The organism is Pseudomonas sp. (assembly GCF_050739935.1).
Lineage (GTDB): Bacteria > Pseudomonadota > Gammaproteobacteria > Pseudomonadales > Pseudomonadaceae > Aquipseudomonas.
Genome location: NZ_JBOICF010000130.1, coordinates 1 through 18,125, shown reverse-complemented (window position 1 = coordinate 18,125; position 18,125 = coordinate 1). Strand labels below are relative to the sequence as shown.

Sequence of the window (18,125 nt, the reverse complement as noted above, 5' to 3'; positions counted from 1 at the left end):
GGCGAATGCGGAGTGTCATGTATGAAAATGACCACTGACACACCGCATTCGCCAGCAAGCCGGCTCCTACAGGTAGTGGCGCTCCATATTGTGAATTAATTCAAGCCCTGGCCACACCGCTGGAGCTTTTTGTTTATGATCAAAAACGACCGATGTTAATATTTGTTAAATTGAAAAATCACTTCACATTATCCGCTCACAGGTTCACTATCTTTAACAGATCAGAACAAACACCGTTCGAGTGCTGACTCCACTTCGGCACTCAACCCGAGGGATAGCTTCATGGATAACAAGAATGTCGGCGTCGTTGGACTGGGCGCCATGGGCTTGGGCATCGCGCGCTCACTGCTGCGCAGCGGTTTCAATGTGCATGCCTGTGACATACGCGCTGCCGTGACCGAGCAATTCGCCAGTGAGGGCGGCGTTGCCTGTGATTCTCCTGCCGCTATGGCCGCCGCCTGCGATGTGATCGTGACCGTCGTGGTCAACGCCGAGCAGACCGAAACTGTGTTGTTTGGCGAAAACGGCGCCGTTGCCGCGCTCAAGCCGGGCAGTCTGGTGATCGGTTGCGCCACCGTCGCTCCAACCTTCGCCGTCGAGTTGGGCCAGCGCCTGTGTGAAAAGGGTCTGCTGTACCTCGATGCACCGATTTCCGGTGGCGCCGCCAAAGCTGCTGCCGGTCAGATGACCATGATGACCTCCGGCCCGGCTGACTCTTACGCTAAGGCTGACGCGATCCTCGACGGCATGGCTGGGAAGGTATATCGCCTGGGCGACGTTCACGGCCTGGGTTCGAAGGTCAAAATCATCAACCAGTTGCTGGCCGGCGTGCACATTGCAGCGAGCGCTGAAGCCATGGCCCTGGGCCTGCGCGAAGGTGTCGATGCCGACGCTCTGTATGAAGTGATCACCAACAGCGCCGGCAACTCGTGGATGTTCGAGAACCGCGTGCCGCACATCCTCAAGGCCGATTACACACCGCTGTCGGCTGTGGACATCTTCGTCAAGGATCTGGCCTTGGTGCTGGATACCGCCCGTGCCAGCAAATTCCCGCTGCCGCTGTCATCCACGGCGCACCAGATGTTCATGCAGGCTTCGACTGCGGGCTTCGGACGCGAAGACGACTCGGCCGTGATCAAGATCTTCCCGGGCATTACACTGCCCGCCGCCAAAGCCGCCAACGACTGAGGAATTGCCATGACTATCACGACTCCGCGCCCTCTGTTGGGCTGCATTGCCGACGACTTCACCGGCGCCACGGACCTGGCCAACATGCTGGTCCGTGGCGGCATGCGCACTGTTCAGAGCATCGGCATTCCCAGCGCTGAAAGCCTCGCCGAGCTGGACGCCGACGCCATTGTCATCGCACTGAAATCCCGCACCACTCCGGCTTCCGAGGCCGTCGAAGAATCGCTTCAGGCACTGCAATGGCTGCGGGATCGCGGCTGCGAGCAGATCTTCTTCAAATACTGCTCGACTTTCGATTCGACCGCCAAGGGCAACATCGGCCAGGTCAGCGAAGCATTGCTCGAGGCTCTGGATAGCGACTTCACCCTCGCCTGCCCGGCGTTTCCGGAAAATGGCCGCACTATTTTCCGTGGCCATCTGTTCGTACAGGACCAACTGCTAAACGAATGCGGTATGCAGAATCACCCGCTGACGCCGATGACCGACGCCAATCTGGTGCGCGTGCTGCAATCGCAGACCAGCAAAAAAGTCGGCCTGCTGCGTTATGACAGCATCGCCAAAGGTGTAGACGGAGTGCGTGCGCGCATCGCCGAGCTGCGTGCCGATGGCGTAACCATGGCGATTGCCGATGCGCTTTCCGACGCCGATCTGTACACCCTCGGTGAAGCCTGCGCCGACCTGCCGCTGCTGACCGGCGGCTCGGGTCTGGCGTTGGGCCTGCCGGGCAATTTCCGCAAGGCGGGCAAGTTGCGTGACATCGACGCCGCTCTGCTTGAGCAGGTCGAGGGCGGTGAAGCGGTGCTGGCCGGTAGCGCATCGGTCGCCACCAATGGCCAGGTCGCTGCGTGGCTCGAGGCCAAGCGTCCTGCTCTGCGCATCGATCCGCTGGCATTGGCGGACGGCAAACCTGTGGTCGAACAGGCATTGGCCTTTGCCCGTGATGCAGGCCAGACCGTGCTGATCTATGCCACTAGCAGCCCGGAAGAAGTCAAGGCCGTGCAGCAGAAACTCGGTGTCGAACGCGCAGGCGCGATGGTTGAAGACGCCTTGGGCAAGATCGCTCGCGGCCTGCGGGATGCGGGCGTGAAGCGCTTCGTGGTTGCAGGCGGCGAAACCTCTGGCGCGGTGGTTCAGGCGTTGGGTGTGAGCCTGCTAAAAATTGGCGCGCAGATCGACCCGGGCGTTCCGGCGACCGTCAGCGGTGGCGATAAACCGCTGGCGCTGGCACTTAAATCCGGCAACTTCGGTGGCCGCGACTTCTTCGAAAAAGCCCTGAAGCAGCTCGCGGAAGGTGCCAAATGAGCAGCCAGATGAGCGCCGAGAACAAGCTGCGCGACGAAATTTGCGACATCGGTCGACTGCTGTTCGGTCGCGGCTACACCGTAGGCAGTGCTGGCAACATCAGCGCGCGCCTGGATGACGGCTGGCTGATCACGCCGACCGACGCTTGCCTGGGCCGCCTCGATCCAACCGCCATTGCCAAGGTCAACCTGGCCGGTGAATGGGTTTCGGGTGACAAGCCGTCCAAGACCCTGATGCTGCATCGCGAGGTCTATGATCGCAATCCGGGTGTCGGCGGTGTGGTGCACACCCACTCCACGCATCTGGTGGCGCTGACGCTCGCGGGTGTCTGGCAACCGAACGATATCCTGCCGCCGATCACGCCATATCAGGTGATGAAGGTCGGGCACATCCCCTTGATTGCCTACGAGCGCCCCGGCTCGCCAAAAGTCGCCGAACAGGTGGCGAAACTGGCGAACAGCGTACGTGGCGTGATGCTGGAGCGTCTGGGGCCGGTGGTTTGGGAAAGCTCGGTCGCCAAGGCGGCCTACGCTCTCGAAGAGCTTGAAGAGACCGCGCGACTGTGGCTGATGAGTAATCCCAAACCAGAGCCGCTGGACGCAGCGGCTCTGGAAGACCTGCGCCAGACCTTTGGCGTAGCCTGGTAATCCGCCAGGCGTTTTGATCGGGAACGGTTTTCGCGGGCGCTGGTGGCGTGTTCGGCAAGATGGGGGTGGATACGGGTATCGGTGCCGGAGTCTGCGAAGCACCGCATAACATCGGCATGTCGATGGTTGCCGGTAACCACTTTGGCCACACTGAGCTTTTCTTGTGACGCTGCTGCTCTGGCCTGACGCTTTTAGGAGATAGATATGCCTCGATTCGCTGCCAATCTCAGCATGCTGTATCCACAACACGACTTCCTCGCCCGTTTTTCCGCGGCGGCGACTGACGGCTTCAAAGGGGTGGAATACCTGTTTCCGTACGACTTCAGCGCCGCCGAGATCAAGCTGCGCCTGGACGACTTCGGTCTGACGCAAGCGCTGTTCAATGCGCCGCCTGGCGACTGGGGCAAGGGCGAGCGCGGAATTGCGTCGTTGCCGGGACGCGAAAGCGAATTCCGCAGTGGTTTTCAGCAGGCGCTGGAATACGCAGCGGTGCTGGGTAACGACAGGATTCACGTGATGGCAGGCCTGCTGCCGAGCGAAGACCTGCGTGAGAAGCACCACGCGGTGTACCTGGAAAACCTCGCCCATGCTGCGCAGGAAGCGGCGAAGGCTGGCATCACCGTGCTGATCGAGCCGATCAACACCCGCGACATGCCGGGTTTCTTCCTCAATCTCCAGGATCAGGGGCAGGCTGTGTGCAAGGAAGTCGGCGCTGACAATCTAAAGGTGCAGTTCGATTTCTACCACTGCCAGATCGTCGAAGGCGATGTCATCACCAAACTGCGTCGCGACTTCGCAGGCATCGGCCACATCCAGATCGCGGGCGTACCCGATCGTCACGAGCCGAACCTGGGTGAACTGAATTATCCGTGGCTATTCGAAGAAATCGACCGACTGGGCTACACCGGCTGGGTCGGCTGCGAGTACCGCCCGCGTGGCGATACCAGCGAAGGTCTGCAGTGGTTGCGGGATTGGAAGGCCAATAACCCGGCTTAAGCCGACGCATCCTACTGTGGGAACCGGCTGGCTGGCGAAACGCGTCGGGTCAGGCGAGATCAACGTCGCCGACCCGACGTGTTCGCCAGCAAGCCGGCTCCTACAAGGTTTTGTGTAAATCGCGGATCCGCGACTCAGCTCAAAACGATCACTCGTTAATCACATCCTCCTTGAACTGATCCTTCAAATAGACGATCTCGGTCTTGCCATGCGGCGCGGGCAGGCCGTCTTCGCCGAGGTTCACGAACACCATCTTCTCAACTGTCAGAATGCTCTTGCGGGTGATCTTGTTGCGCACCTGGCAGGTCAGGGTGATCGACGTGCGACCGAATTCGGTGGCGGTGATGCCCAGCTCGATGATGTCGCCCTGACGCGATGCGCTGACGAAGTTGATCTCGGAAATGTATTTGGTCACCACCCGCTGATTACCCAACTGAACGATGGCATAAATCGCCGCTTCTTCGTCGATCCAGCGCAGCAGACTGCCACCGAACAGCGTACCGTTCGGGTTGAGGTCTTCGGGTTTTACCCACTTGCGAGTGTGGAAATTCATGGTCCGCTCCAGTCGTCTGCCTTTAGAGGCTGAGCATAGTGCCAGCCCGCTGCTTTTACCTCCATTGAGCATCGACTATGGTCGCGATTAGTCACCCGTCATTTATCTGAAACCAGCTCTTGGGCTATTTCACGCAGGCCGTTATAATCGCCCCCGCTTCAAAAAACGGTCATCACCGCTTGGTACCGTTTTCCCGCCACCTGTCCGAGGGGCGCTGCAGCAGGTCAGACCTGTCAGGCTCGGAGAGGGCGTTGTTTGATCAGGCTTTTCAGCCGATCGAGCTTTAAACGCACAACGGCGCCCATTCGCACAATACGAATGGAGACTCTTATGAGCGCTGTACTGACGCCCAACGATTTCAACGACTACAAGGTCGCCGACATTTCCCTGGCAGCCTGGGGCCGTCGCGAAACCATCATCGCTGAATCCGAAATGCCTGCCCTGATGGGTCTGCGTCGCAAATACGCCGGTGAGCAACCGCTCAAGGGCGCGAAGATTCTCGGCTGCATCCACATGACCATTCAGACTGCCGTACTGATCGAGACCCTGGTTGCGCTGGGCGCCGAAGTACGCTGGTCGTCCTGCAACATTTTCTCGACTCAGGATCAGGCCGCTGCCGCCATCGCCGCGGCCGGCATCCCGGTTTTCGCCTGGAAAGGCGAGACCGAAGAAGAGTACGAGTGGTGCATCGAGCAGACCATCCTGAAGGACGGCCAGCCTTGGGACGCCAACATGATCCTCGACGACGGCGGCGACCTGACCGAGATCCTGCACAAGAAATACCCGGCAATTCTGGACCGCGTCCACGGCGTCACCGAAGAAACCACCACCGGTGTTCACCGCCTGCTCGACATGCTGGCCAAGGGCGAATTGAAGATCCCTGCGATCAACGTCAACGACTCGGTCACCAAGAGCAAGAACGACAACAAGTACGGCTGCCGTCACAGCCTGAACGATGCGATCAAACGCGGCACCGACCACCTGCTGTCCGGCAAGCAAGCGCTGGTCATCGGTTACGGTGACGTGGGCAAGGGCTCAGCTCAGTCGCTGCGCCAGGAAGGCATGATCGTCAAGGTTTCCGAAGTCGACCCGATCTGCGCCATGCAAGCCTGCATGGACGGTTTCGAGCTGGTTTCGCCGTTCATTAACGGTGAAAACGACGGCACCGAAGCCAGCATCGACAAGGCGCTGCTGGGCAAGATCGACCTGATCGTCACCACCACCGGCAACGTCAACGTCTGCGACGCGAACATGCTCAAGGCGCTGAAAAAACGCGCTGTGGTCTGCAACATCGGTCACTTCGACAACGAAATCGACACCGCTTTCATGCGCAAGAACTGGGCATGGGAAGAAGTGAAGCCGCAGGTGCACAAGATCCACCGCACAGGCGCTGGCCAATTCGACGCGCAGAACGACGACTACCTGATCCTGCTGGCTGAAGGCCGTCTGGTGAACCTGGGCAACGCCACCGGTCACCCAAGCCGCATCATGGACGGTTCCTTCGCTAACCAGGTGCTGGCTCAGATCTTCCTGTACGGCCAGAAATACGCCGACCTGAGCCCAGCTCAGAAAGCCGAGCGCCTGACCGTCGAAGTTCTGCCCAAGAAGCTGGACGAAGAAGTGGCTCTGGAAATGGTACGTGGCTTCGGCGGCGTCGTGACCAAGCTGACCAAGACCCAGGCCGACTACATCGGCGTGACCGTCGAAGGCCCGTTCAAGCCGCACGCTTACCGCTACTGATACGTGCACAGGAACGCGCGCCCGCGGTTACGGGCACGCCGTTCCTTCACGAACGGCCGCAGCCTGTAGGAGCCGGCTTGCTGGCGAACGCGGCAGATCAGACACATTAATGTCGACTGATCCACCGCCTTCGCCACCAAGCCGGCTCCTGCAGGATTTGCGTCAGGCTTTTGAGCTTCCAAGGTTATGACCATGTCCCAAGACCGTCGCTACAGCTTCGAGTTCTTCCCTACGAAGACCGACGCTGGTCATGAAAAACTGCTCGCCACCGCTCGCACGCTGGCAGGCTACAACCCTGATTTCTTCTCCTGCACTTACGGTGCCGGTGGTTCCACCCGTGACCGCACGATCAACACCGTGCTGCAGCTGGAAAAGGAAGTGAGCATTCCCGCTGCGCCGCACCTGTCGTGTGTCGGTGACAGCAAGGCCGATCTGCGCGGGCTGCTGAGCCAGTACAAGGATGCGGGCATCAACCGTATCGTTGCACTGCGCGGCGATCTGCCCTCCGGTATGGGCATGGCCAGCGGTGAGCTGCGTCACGCCAACGATCTGGTGAGCTTCATCCGGGAAGAAACCGGCAGCCATTTCCATATCGAAGTGGCCGCCTACCCGGAAATGCACCCGCAGGCCCGTAACTTCGAAGACGATTTGAAGAACTTCGTGCGCAAGGCCAACGCCGGTGCAGACAGCGCCATCACTCAGTATTTCTTCAACGCCGACAGCTATTTCTACTTCGTCGAGCGAGTTCGGAAGATGGGGGTCAGCATCCCGATCGTCCCGGGCATCATGCCGATCACCAACTACAGCAAACTGGCGCGTTTTTCCGATGCGTGCGGCGCGGAAATTCCGCGCTGGATTCGCAAGCAACTGGAAGCCTACGGCGACGATTCGACGAGCATCCAGGCGTTCGGCGAACAGGTCATCACTGAGATGTGCGACCGCTTGTTGCAGAGCGGAGCCCCTGGTCTGCACTTCTACACGTTGAATCAGGCCGAACCGAGCCTGGCAATCTGGAACAACCTCCAGCTGCCGCGCTAGGCCGTTAGACGTCCATTGATGCTCCGGTCACATTAAGGCAACGTTTCTACAGCAGGCCTCGTCATGGCAAGGCTTGCTGAAGACCCTGCCTCTTCTATTTGCCGGGCGAGCGTCGTAATCTCGCCTCATGCCCCTGACTTCCCGATTAATGTTCGCTGCTTTCATCGCCTGCCTGAGTTTCAGTGCCATGGGCGAGAAAGTGCGCATCGTCACCGAGCCGTGGGCGCCCTACGCGATGGTGGAAAATGGTAAGGCTTCAGGCCTCGACTACGACACCACGGCCATTGTGTTTCAACGCCTGGGGATCGATGTGCAATGGCAGTTTCTTCCCTGGAAGCGCTGTCTGCTAATGCTTCAGCAAGGCGAAGCCGATGGCGCACTGGATATCTTCAAGGCCAGTGAACGTGATGACCTGCTGTTGTACCCGAGCGAGCCGATGTCCGAGGTCAATTGGGTACTGTTTCAGGCCAACGCCCGCCCGCATCCCTTTCACAGCATTGACGATCTCAAGGGCCTGACGATCGGCGTCTCGCCGGGCTATCTGTACGCTCCGGAATTCGATGGCTCGACCTCGTTCACTCGCGAACCGGCACCGAGCCATGAAGCGAACTTCGGCAAACTGATTCGCGGGCGCATCGACCTGTTGGTGACGGACCGGCGGCTGGGTCAACAGATGCTTGATCGACTCAAATTGCACGATCAGGTCAGCCAGCTACCGACGGTGTTGAATACGCGCGAGCAATATCTTGCGCTGCGTCGTAACGCGGGGATGGATTTGCTGGTACAACGCTTCAGTGCCGAATTGAAGCGATTCAAGCGCGAACCGGCCTATGCGCGACTGGTGGCACACTACACCGGCGAGGCGCCGGGGACACCGCCCGCAGCGCCCGTCGTGCAATCGGCCATCGATGTTAAGAAAACCGTTGAGCAGCATGAAAGCAGCGCGCTGTGATAGCTCTGTTATACTCGGGCGTTCCCGCCAGGCTCACGCCCGGACGCTCGGTCTCACAGAAGACTTCTCGATCACGTCAACAGCGCATTCTCCTTCACGCGCTCATGCCACGAGTTGAACTTACAGACCTCGGGATCGCGCCATTCGAGTACCAATTCGCGCCGAGCAGATCATTCCTATTCGGGCCCCTAATTGCCCCAACTTAAGACAGGATTACTCATGTCCTTTGCTTCCCTCGGTCTCTCCGAGGCTTTAGTCAGCGCCATCGAGGCTGCTGGCTATACCCAGCCTACCCCGGTGCAACAGCGGGCCATTCCCGCCGTGTTGCAAGGTCGCGACCTGATGGTCGCCGCTCAGACAGGTACTGGTAAAACCGGCGGTTTCGCCCTCCCGATTCTGGAGCGCCTGTTCCCCGCCGGTCACCCGGACAAATCCCAGCGTCATGGCCCGCGCCAACCGCGCGTACTGGTCTTGACCCCTACCCGTGAACTCGCAGCCCAGGTCCACGACAGCTTCAAGGTCTACGCCAAGAACCTCAAGTTCGTCAGCGCCTGCATCTTCGGCGGTGTCGGCATGAACCCGCAGGTTCAAGCCATGGCGCGCGGCGTCGATGTACTGGTCGCCTGCCCTGGTCGCCTGCTGGACCTGGCCGGTCAAGGCAGCGTCGACCTGTCTCATGTAGAAATCCTGGTCCTCGACGAGGCCGACCGCATGCTCGACATGGGCTTCGTTCACGATGTGAAGAAAGTCCTCGCGCGCCTGCCGGCCAAGCGTCAGAACCTGTTGTTCTCGGCCACGTTCTCGGCAGACATCACCGCATTGGCGGGCAAGCTGCTGCACAACCCGGAACGCATCGAAGTCACGCCGCCGAACACCACGGTCGAACGTATCGAACAGCGCGTGTTCCGCCTGCCTGCCAACCACAAGCGCTCGCTGCTGGCGCACCTGATCACTCAGGGCGCGTGGGAACAGGTACTGGTGTTCACCCGCACCAAGCACGGCGCCAACCGTCTGGCCGAGTACCTGGACAAGCACGGCCTGAGCGCTGTTGCCATTCACGGCAACAAGAGCCAGAACGCCCGCACCAAGGCGCTGGCCGATTTCAAGGCCGGCACCGTGCGTATCATGGTCGCCACCGATATCGCGGCACGTGGTCTGGATATCGACCAGCTGCCTCACGTGGTCAACTTCGAGCTGCCGAACGTCGACGAGGACTACGTACACCGCATCGGCCGTACCGGTCGCGCGGGCCGTACCGGTGAGGCGATCTCGCTGGTCGCGCCGGACGAAGAGAAGCTGCTCAAGAGCATCGAGCGCATGACCAAACAGAAGATCGCCGACGGCGATCTGATGGGCTTCGACATCTCCGCCGTCGAGGCCGAGAAGCCGGAAGTTCGCGAGCGTCCCGACGTGCGCAACCCGCGCAACGCGCGTGGCCCTCGTGGCGATGGTCCGAATGGCGGCGGTGGCGGTGGCGGTCGCAAGGACAAGGGCAAAGACAAGGGCAAGGAAAAACCGGCAGCCGCCGCAGCGGGCGAACGTCCTGCACGGCCCGCTCGCCAGCAGAAGCCTCGCCAAGGCACGCCATCTGCCGAAGCGCGTCCATCGCAGCCGCCAGTACCGCGTGCCGACCGTGCCCCGGACGAATTTCTGGACGACGAAGTCGATAACTTCGGTAACCGCGCCGATTACGTGAGCCCTTATCAGGGCAAGGGCCAGCAAGGTCGCAACCGTCGTCCTGGCGCCCCGGCCACAGGTTCCGCTCCCGCGCCCCGTGGTCAGGCGCCAGGCCGTAGCGGCCCACGCAACGGTTCGGCTGGCGGCGCCAGCACCGGCGCAGGTGCTCCAGGCAAGCGCGGCGGTCCGCGCAATGGCTCAGGGCGTGATGGCCAGGCTCGTCGCGAAGACCAGCCACGCAATCGTCGCCCGGCCCGTGATGATCAACCCGCCCGCCAGGAGCCGGCCGTTCGTGGTTCCCGCGATGGGCAGCCAGCACCGAAGATCGTGCATAAAGAGTCGAAGAGCGAGCGTTTCCCCTCCGCCGAGCAGCTCGATCAGTTGCCGAGCCGCCCACGAGGTGAAAAACCTGCACTGCTGACCCGCAATCGCGAAGGTTAAGCCAGGCTAAAACAAAAAAGCCCCGACTGGTTCGGGGCGTTTTTGTTCATGGTGAACATCGCACCTGTAGGAGCCGGCTTGCTGGCGAATGCGGTGTGTAAGCAATATTTATGTCGCCTGACCTACCCAGTTCGCCAGCAAGCCGACTCCTACAAAATCGCGTCGACCGCAAATCGAGGGGCACAACAGAAACTATGACACACGTCGGAGGCACGATCGCAGCGAAAGCAAAGTGTCTGTAACTTATTTGTGATTGAGTCACCGCTACGCTGGCGTCGTATCCCGGCGGCCCCACGGAGAGTGTATTGTTTTCGATACTTTTAGTTTAGTAGCGACCATTCCAGCTATTTACTCACTATGGTTTGATTTGAGTAATCGACTCAATTATCTGATAGGGAATATTTTCACCTACTGCATTTTTTTTATATTTTCGTGCACCCCACTATCGAACGCCACTATTGTTTGACCCGTGTAGGGAAGCAACGAATAAAAATAAAGAACACACATTCATCATTCAGTAGTGTGGTCAAAATTTTGCAGAAAATAGGGAGTCATTCGAAACCGCCAAGGTAGCTGGCATAGACGCCTCTCCCCCACATCCTCCATTTTTTTATACCTAGCCCAACGCTTTGGATTTCTGAGCTCATTCGTAATCCAGAAACTCTTGTTGTATTTTTTTACGTAACACTGGTCTTTAAAGAAATAAATACCTGGTCCCACCAGAACCTCGGCATCGACGATGCTTCTGGCGAAGCTGAGTCAGCAATAAGCTTATGTGATGGTCGCTTTACATAGACCAATACATCATATCGTCTCCATGACTAGGAAGCGTGTCCTCAAACAGCTCAATAGCCCATTCGAAGGTACTGCTGAAAATTGTTATACTCGGCAGATCCTCCAGCGTCATAACGGAAAGATAGTGCGCAACATCTCTACCAGTACATTGAAGCATGTAGGTCTTTCTTTTCTTGGTTATACTCTCCTGAGTATATTGCGGCATAAAATAAACATTTTTCTCTTCCATAAGGAAGCTTTCATCTTTAAGCTTTGCGAGCTTTTCAATGTTCTGCACATTATGGTACGAGCCCGAGAAAGGACGCCACGTGTTGAACCAGGAATATTTTTTGGTAGTGAAGCATTTTTTCCACGTCGAATCTTGGCTTCAGCTCTATTCTGTTTTTTATAAACTTATAAATATATAGCACTTGAGAATCCTATAGCCCTTTTCGTCATCGATCAGATTTCCTTGGTATCGAGTCATAATGGGCGATCAATACTTAAAGAAAATATGTCCAACATCCTGGGGTATCTCACCACTGTCATTGAATAATTTTCTTGCGAGCCTGCTTTCCAAGCCTGTTGTGCCAAAGGGGAGGCCTTTTTTACCCATAAGTGCGAATCTAGTCTCCGGGTTTTTCCCAAAATCTAATTGACTCCATGGTTTGTTCGACCGCTTCCATTTCGTCACCATCTAGCTCATTGTCAAAGGGCTCGGATATGATAGCCCTCATTTCCGCAAGTTTGTAAACGATACAGTTCTCATCGATAAATTTTGTGGTTTCCAAAGCGTATGCTAAAGGGTCAATGTCTTCGATATTTTTAACGTTATCATAGTAATGACGGGCAATATTTTTCAATGATATCAACATGAACTCAATATCCGTGAGGACTTGAAGTGTTGCATCGCAGGATAGAACGATTTGTTTGTTCTTCAACATCTCATTTCCTCTTTGTAAAAGTTGGATTTTTCAGTTTTATTTCCCCTTCTACGGTCAATTCATGCTCGTGGTACCTAGGGTTTAGTTCCATGCGAGCAGTTCTTCAGGTACATCTGTTTCAACATAGTTCCACCCTTTGCCTTTCGTGATTTGATATTTCTTTTCAGTATCGCGAACACTCATAGGCTTTTTCTTGGCAGGCTCTACGTAAACCAGATTGTTATTGTCATTCGCTTTTATATATCCACTCTCTTCAATGCCCTTCAAACCTTTTCGACTGGTGTAATGCCGCACACGAACGCTCGTCCAACCCAACGGATCCACCCACCCCACCGGGTTCGGCGCGTACTGATATAAATTCAGCCGCCCGCCAGCCCGTTCGGGTCAGGCGTGGTAAACCGTCCTACATCCGGGTCGTAGTACCTGAAGCTGTTGTAGTGCAGTCCTGTCTCGCGATCAAGGTATTGGCCTTGGAAGCGCAGGTTCTGGTTTCGACGAAGTAGGGTTCGCGGGTTTCTTCGACGGTGTTGCCCCAGAGTTGAGTATCACGCCAAGCTCGTGATTAATTTCTCCAAATAATCCTTCTTGCTTTGGCTAGCGATCGCATCACCTCTCTGATGTATGAAACGCGCTGTTTCCAATGCATGCTCAACTGCCGTTTACAATTCTAATGCCCATGAGTCCCTTTAACTGATCCGGTCGCTGCCTTATCCCACGGCCTAACATCCACTCCCCCTGTTGTGACCGTTCCCACGCTCCGCGTGGAAACGCCCTCTTGGACGCGCGCGCATGGAATGCCGGGCTGCTCGCTGTGCATGCGTAAGCAGGCACGTGTTGAGCCGAACGCTACCTCGGTGTCGACCTCGACCCGTAACTTCCCGAACCGTCTGGGTGATGGCGCGAACGTTTACCTGGCTTCGGCTGAGCTGGCGTCCATGGCATCGATCTTGGGTCGCCTGCCGACCGTCGAGTAGTATATGGAGTACGCTGGCAAGATCGACAGTATGTCTGCCGATGTACCGCTACCTTAGCTTCGACCAATCGCCGAGTGCCGTGAGTCTGCGGCGAACGCTAATATTTCGGTTGTTCAAACATAAGATCGAGACATTGCGTTAGTTAAAAGAAGCCCCACTTAGCTGGGGTTTTTTATGCTTGGGGATCAGTCCCCTGGCTTTTCCCAGAACACAAGGTGTTCCATTGCGCGCTCCAGATCGTCCATGTCATCTTTCCCTAATGAACTGTCGAAGGGTTTTGAGATAATTTTTCGGATAAGACACAGTCGTTTAATGAAATTGTTCTCGCTGATGAATCTTGATATTTCTTCGTCGCGCACAGCCGGATCCTGACCTGGAAAGTCAATCTCCTTGTAAAAGTAATGATCTTCGATATTCCTTAGAGAAATCATCATGAACTCTATATCTTGCAAAGCTTTCACGGCTTGCTTTCCTGCAAGAACTATTTTGCTGTTTAATTTACGGAGCGTGGTAGCACCGGGAGGACGTAGGGGATTGAGAGGTGTTTTATTCATAAATTCCTACCACATTAATAATTGACGTTTCTTCTTAATAGGGATCGCGCCCATCTGAAGTATACTTACCTACCCATACATACTCTTGGAAAAGTCGTAGCAACCAGTGGCGGACCATAAAATTCGCCGTATCTCCGAGAGACAACAGCAGATCCGACGTCCTGGTACTGCAAGTTTGATTCTCTACACGGTGTCACCGGCAATAATGCTTTCATCGCTCACGTGAAGGACGCTTCACATACACCAATATATCCATATCGTCTTTGTGACCTGGAAGGGTATCTTCAAATAGGTCGATAGCCAATCGAAGGTACTACTCAAGATCGTTATGTTCTGTAGATCCTCGAGCGTATAGATAAAAGATAATCCGCAGCATCCCTCCCTGTGCATTGGTATATGTAGGTTTTTCTTTTTTTGGCTATTTTCTCTTGAGCATATTGCGGCATAAAGTAAACGCTTTTTTCTTCAAGAATGAAGCTTTCACTTCTAAGTACTTCCGATTTTTCAATGTGCATTTCGTTATGATACGAGCCACTGAGAGGCCGCCATATGTGAAACCAGTAATATTTTTTTGTAGTGAAGCATTTTTTCTCGGCGTCAAATCTTTGCCTTAGTTCAATTCTGTTTCTTATGAACTTGTAGATATAGCACTTCAGCACCCTAAAGCCTTTTTCGTCATCGATCAACCCTCCTGGATAGCGAGTCATTATATTAGTCAATCCTTAACGAAGTTATGTCCAACACGGGGATGGCCCACTTTCCATTTTAATGTGGCTTGGTCCATTTCATTAAACAGTATTGTCAGTTGCCAGGCTTGCGCCAGAAATCCAGCTTCTCAACTACGCGTTCAATATCGTCCATACCATCATCGGCTAGACCCTCATCAAAAGGTTCAGCAAGAATTCTTCTCATTTTTAGCCGATCATTTATCCGATTCTAGTCTATAAATCTTGTAGTCTCTAGCGCATAATCAATATCAGTTTCATACGTCACCGGCCCATCTGGATACACGTAATAGTAATTTGCGATATCTCTAAGGGAAATCAGGATATACTCCACCTCACACAGAACTCTATCACATCTTTACCTTTGAAGGTTACTAGCTGATTTTTTTCTTCATCATATGTCCTGAGAATGAAGACCGCGCTCATTCAGAATCCAATCATCTTACGGGAAGTTCATTAATTTGGATTTTTAATCTTGATCCATTTAATTAGACCGTATCGTTAGTTGCTAGGCTTGTTCGTGTAGTGACGCACCCGAACTCACGCCTCCCCACGGATCCACCCACTCCACCGGGTTTAGCGTGTCCTGATGAATTCAATCCACCTACGAAGCATTAATAATACGTTCGCCTGCCCAGCAGTAAGTTAATCTCTCCTACGAGCTACAACCCACCAGTGGGTTTGTTGAGGCCCCGGCGGGTCTAACTTAAGCCAAGTCAATCACCAGGCCGCTCCCAATATTTGAGTAGCTCCAACTCTCGCCCAAGATCATCCATATCATCGACACCTAACTCGCTATCGAACTTCTCTGAAATTATCCGTCTCACCTTAGCGAGGCGACGCGTTATTCGATTTTGATCTATAAACCGTGTTGTTTCGACTGCATAATCAATCGTTGTTTGTTCCAGAGATTCTGCATATTCGCCATTATAATAATACTCAGCTATCTTATTCAGAGAAATTAATAAATACTCAATCTCCTTGATTATTGAGACAGCTTCTCCGCCGGAAAGCTCAATCATTTCATTTTTTTCAAGCATGCTATTTCCTTTTAATGAACTCGGGATTATTGAGTTGCAAATCACCTTTAACGGTTAGTTCCAGCCTGTGGTATCTAGGGTTATCTACCCATTTCAGCAACTCTTCGGGTGCGTCAGTTTCCACATAATCACGACCCTTATTTTTTGCAATCTGGTATTTTTCCCTGACAGCCGTTTCGCTCATAGGCTTTTTATTGGCGGGTTCAAGGTAGACATTGTTATTGTCATTCGCTTTTATATATCCACTCTCTTCAATGCCCTTCAAACCTTTTCGACTTGTGTAATGCCGCACCCGAACGCACGCCCAACCCCACGGATCCACCCACCCCACCGGATTCGGTGCGTACTGATATAAATTCAGTCCGCCCGCCAGCCCGATCGGGTCAGGCGTGGTGAAGCGTCCTATATCCGGGTCGTAGTACCTGAAGGTGTTGTAGTGCAGTCCGGTCTCGCGATCAAGGTATTGGCCTTGAAAGCGCAGGTTCTGGTTTTCGACAAAGTAGAGTTCGCGGGTTTCTTCGGTGGTGTTGCCCCAGACTTGGTAACGCGCCTGCCAGACGGGGTGTCCGTCGGTTTCGGTGAGTTGTTGGGGCAGGCCGTTGAGGTCGTTGTGGTAGTAGCGGATTTTCTGGTGTTCGCCTCGGCCGTCGACGCGGGCCAGCGGCTCGTGGCTGTTGTCGGCGTAGAGGTAGAGGGTCGGGAAGCTGTTTTGCTCCTCCTGGAGCAAGCGCAGGCCATCCCAGGTGAATCTGGTTTCGCAAAGCACGTGGCCGTTCGGGTGATGCAAGGTTTTGCCGGTGCGCCGCCCAAGCGGGTCGTAGGTCATGCGCACGACATGGTTGTCGGGGTTTCTCACTTCGACTAGCCGGCTTTCGGCGTCGTAGGCGAAACGCTGGAGGCCACGGCGGGTGCTGCGTTTTTCGATCAAACGACCGAAGCTGTCGTAGCGGTAGCGTTTGTCCTGATAGCTCAGCAGTTTGTTGTGGGTCACCCGGCCGACGCTGGATTGCAGGCCGTCCATGAGGTTGGCGGCGGGGTCGTAGGCGAATTGCTCCGGTAGCCCACTCCAGTTGTCTTGGGATGACATGATCCGGCTGCTGGAGTCGTATGCCATCAACGTTCGGTGCTCGCCATGACGCTGCTGATCGACGCGACCGGTCAGGTTGTCGGCCAGGTCGTATTCGTAGGCTTTTGTGTTGTCAGCCGGTAACGGCATGGGGCGACTGGCGTGCCGACGGGTGCGCGAGTAAAGGCGGCCGCTGCGGTCGTATTTGTTGCGGGTGTGGATCTGGCCTTGGGTTCGCAACACTTCGCGGTGCAGGTGATCCCGTTCGAAGTCGCAGATGACCTGGCCGTCGAGGGTGATCTGGTGCAGGTGGCCGCTGCCGTAGAGCAACCGGTTGATCCATCGTCCATCGGGGAGTTGGGTTTGGTTCAGGTTGCCGAGTTCGTCATAACGGTGGTGGATCGTACCGGCGACGGTCGTTTCACTGAGTAACTGATTGAGGGCGTCGTAGCAGAAATTGACGCTTTGCTGCTCGCCGTCCAGATTCGTGAAGGTGATGTTGACCAGATTGTCGAGCGTGTCGTAGCCGTAATCAGTGCGGCCATCGTCGGTCACTTTTGTAACCAGGCGGCCAACGGCATCTCGTTCCAGCACATGAACGATGGAATCCTGCCCGGAGACCTGATTGCCCCACACCGGATTGTCCAGCGCGTCGTACTGATAGTTCCTTTGGCTACCGTCCAAGTCCTGCTGCGTCGAAAGCCGATCCCCGGCATCCCAACCGAACCGATAGCGCTCACCATTTTCGTTGGTCAGGGCGTCCAGTCGGCCATAAGCGTCGTAGCGAAACTCGATTTTCCGATGATGGGCGTCGAGCCGCTGTTGCAACCGGCCGCGTCGGTCGTATTCATAACGCGTGATTTCCCCGGCAGCGTTGGCATAACCGATGAGCAAGCCACTGTCGTCGCGCAGGAACCGTTCGATGCGTCCAACTGGTGACTCGCGTCGTTGCAGACGCCCCTGAGCGTCGTACCAGTAATTCGTCCGCTCGCCGAGAGCACCCGTACTGTGGTCCAGAAAGCCGCGCCGGTCGTAACGGAACTCGGTCTCGTAACCCGAACAATCGACGTGATCGGTCAGTTGCCCGAACGCATTCCAGCGCAGTTTTTTACTTTTGCCGCCGGCGTCGATGATTTCGATGACCCGGCCACGCTCGTCGAAACGATAACGGGTGACATGCCCCAATGGGTCAACTTCGTGAGTGCGATTGCCGCGCGCGTCGTAGCGGTATTGCCAGTGGTTGCCCGCCGCGTCGGTTTCCACCTTCGGCAGCGACCAGTGCTCCAGCCACAGGGTTGACTCGATCCGCCCGAGCGGATCTTGGGTCGAACTCAAATTGCCGGCTTCGTCATAGCCAAAGGTCCACTGACCCTGTTGAGGATCGGTGGCGCCGAGCAACTGACGTTCATCGTTCCAGAAAAACTGCCACGTCTGATCGAGGTTGTCGGTGTATTCGGTGATCTGCTGCTGGCTGTTCCAGCGTCGCGTGCTGCGGCGGTTCAGGCCGTCGGTAA

At 55.7% G+C, this 18,125-nt stretch carries 15 protein-coding genes, 2 pseudogenes and 1 riboswitch; of the genes and pseudogenes, 9 read left to right on the top strand and 8 right to left on the bottom strand.

Annotation, left to right across the window (positions count from 1 at the left end; all coding sequences use genetic code 11):
- Positions 1-282: 282 nt before the first annotated feature.
- From ltnD to otnI, 4 genes are all read left to right on the top strand, one after another.
- The gene (gene ltnD / locus ACRER8_RS25835) at positions 283-1,188 is read left to right on the top strand and encodes an L-threonate dehydrogenase (RefSeq protein WP_431749001.1); all 906 of its coding nucleotides are present in this window, start codon (positions 283-285) and stop codon (positions 1,186-1,188) included.
- A 9-nt stretch (positions 1,189-1,197) separates the two neighbouring features.
- Positions 1,198-2,490 carry a 3-oxo-tetronate kinase gene (gene otnK, locus ACRER8_RS25830; RefSeq protein WP_431749000.1) on the top strand — a complete coding sequence of 431 codons (1,293 nt, stop codon included), beginning with the start codon at positions 1,198-1,200 and terminating at the stop codon, positions 2,488-2,490.
- Between the two features lie 8 nt (positions 2,491-2,498).
- Positions 2,499-3,137: an aldolase gene (locus tag ACRER8_RS25825; protein ID WP_431749003.1), complete on the top strand. Its 639-nt coding sequence runs from the start codon at positions 2,499-2,501 to the stop codon at positions 3,135-3,137.
- Between the two features lie 204 nt (positions 3,138-3,341).
- Entirely contained in the window at positions 3,342-4,133 is a 792-nt protein-coding gene (gene otnI / locus ACRER8_RS25820; RefSeq protein WP_431748999.1) for a 2-oxo-tetronate isomerase, read from the top strand.
- Positions 4,134-4,281: 148 nt separating this feature from the next.
- On the opposite strand, the gene ACRER8_RS25815 is transcribed toward otnI, so the two are convergent.
- Positions 4,282-4,686, bottom strand: a complete 405-nt coding sequence (locus ACRER8_RS25815; RefSeq protein WP_431748998.1) for an acyl-CoA thioesterase — start codon at positions 4,684-4,686, stop codon at positions 4,282-4,284.
- 200 nt (positions 4,687-4,886) lie between these two features.
- Positions 4,887-4,996, top strand: a riboswitch (S-adenosyl-L-homocysteine riboswitch).
- A gap of 20 nt (positions 4,997-5,016) precedes the next feature.
- Between ACRER8_RS25815 and ahcY the strand changes: the two genes are divergently transcribed.
- From ahcY to ACRER8_RS25795, 4 genes are all read left to right on the top strand, one after another.
- Positions 5,017-6,426 carry an adenosylhomocysteinase gene (ahcY, locus tag ACRER8_RS25810; protein WP_431748997.1) on the top strand — a complete coding sequence of 470 codons (1,410 nt, stop codon included), beginning with the start codon at positions 5,017-5,019 and terminating at the stop codon, positions 6,424-6,426.
- Positions 6,427-6,618: 192 nt separating this feature from the next.
- Positions 6,619-7,464 (top strand): methylenetetrahydrofolate reductase [NAD(P)H], encoded by an 846-nt coding sequence (gene metF, locus ACRER8_RS25805; RefSeq protein WP_431748996.1) that lies wholly within the window; start codon positions 6,619-6,621, stop codon positions 7,462-7,464.
- A gap of 127 nt (positions 7,465-7,591) precedes the next feature.
- Entirely contained in the window at positions 7,592-8,416 is an 825-nt protein-coding gene (locus ACRER8_RS25800; RefSeq protein WP_431748995.1) for a substrate-binding periplasmic protein, read from the top strand.
- A 219-nt stretch (positions 8,417-8,635) separates the two neighbouring features.
- Positions 8,636-10,534 (top strand): DEAD/DEAH box helicase, encoded by a 1,899-nt coding sequence (locus ACRER8_RS25795; protein WP_431748994.1) that lies wholly within the window; start codon positions 8,636-8,638, stop codon positions 10,532-10,534.
- A 787-nt stretch (positions 10,535-11,321) separates the two neighbouring features.
- Here ACRER8_RS25795 and ACRER8_RS25790 read toward each other — a convergent pair.
- The 4 genes and pseudogenes from ACRER8_RS25790 to ACRER8_RS25775 form a co-directional block, all read right to left on the bottom strand.
- Complete coding sequence (locus tag ACRER8_RS25790; protein WP_431748993.1) at positions 11,322-11,606, bottom strand: hypothetical protein; 285 nt, start codon at positions 11,604-11,606, stop codon at positions 11,322-11,324.
- A 328-nt stretch (positions 11,607-11,934) separates the two neighbouring features.
- On the bottom strand, positions 11,935-12,252 hold the full coding sequence (locus tag ACRER8_RS25785; RefSeq protein ID WP_431748992.1) for a hypothetical protein: 318 nt from the start codon (positions 12,250-12,252) through the stop codon (positions 11,935-11,937).
- Positions 12,253-12,333: 81 nt separating this feature from the next.
- Positions 12,334-12,546 carry an HYD1 signature containing ADP-ribosyltransferase family protein gene (locus ACRER8_RS25780; protein WP_431749002.1) on the bottom strand — a complete coding sequence of 71 codons (213 nt, stop codon included), beginning with the start codon at positions 12,544-12,546 and terminating at the stop codon, positions 12,334-12,336.
- Between the two features lie 12 nt (positions 12,547-12,558).
- Positions 12,559-12,793, bottom strand: a pseudogene (locus tag ACRER8_RS25775) (RHS repeat-associated core domain-containing protein); the annotation flags it as partial.
- 253 nt (positions 12,794-13,046) lie between these two features.
- Between ACRER8_RS25775 and ACRER8_RS25770 the strand changes: the two are divergent.
- Positions 13,047-13,349 (top strand): annotated as a pseudogene (locus ACRER8_RS25770) (aconitase family protein); the annotation flags it as partial.
- 62 nt (positions 13,350-13,411) lie between these two features.
- On the opposite strand, the gene ACRER8_RS25765 reads toward ACRER8_RS25770, so the two are convergent.
- The 3 genes from ACRER8_RS25765 to ACRER8_RS25755 all read right to left on the bottom strand — a co-directional run.
- Positions 13,412-13,780, bottom strand: coding sequence for a hypothetical protein (locus ACRER8_RS25765; protein ID WP_431748991.1), 369 nt, complete (start codon positions 13,778-13,780; stop codon positions 13,412-13,414).
- Positions 13,781-15,221: 1,441 nt separating this feature from the next.
- Positions 15,222-15,545, bottom strand: coding sequence for a hypothetical protein (locus ACRER8_RS25760; protein ID WP_431748990.1), 324 nt, complete (start codon positions 15,543-15,545; stop codon positions 15,222-15,224).
- Position 15,546: 1 nt separating this feature from the next.
- On the bottom strand, positions 15,547-18,125 hold a 2,579-nt coding region (locus tag ACRER8_RS25755), incomplete at its 5' end, for an RHS repeat-associated core domain-containing protein (RefSeq protein ID WP_431748989.1).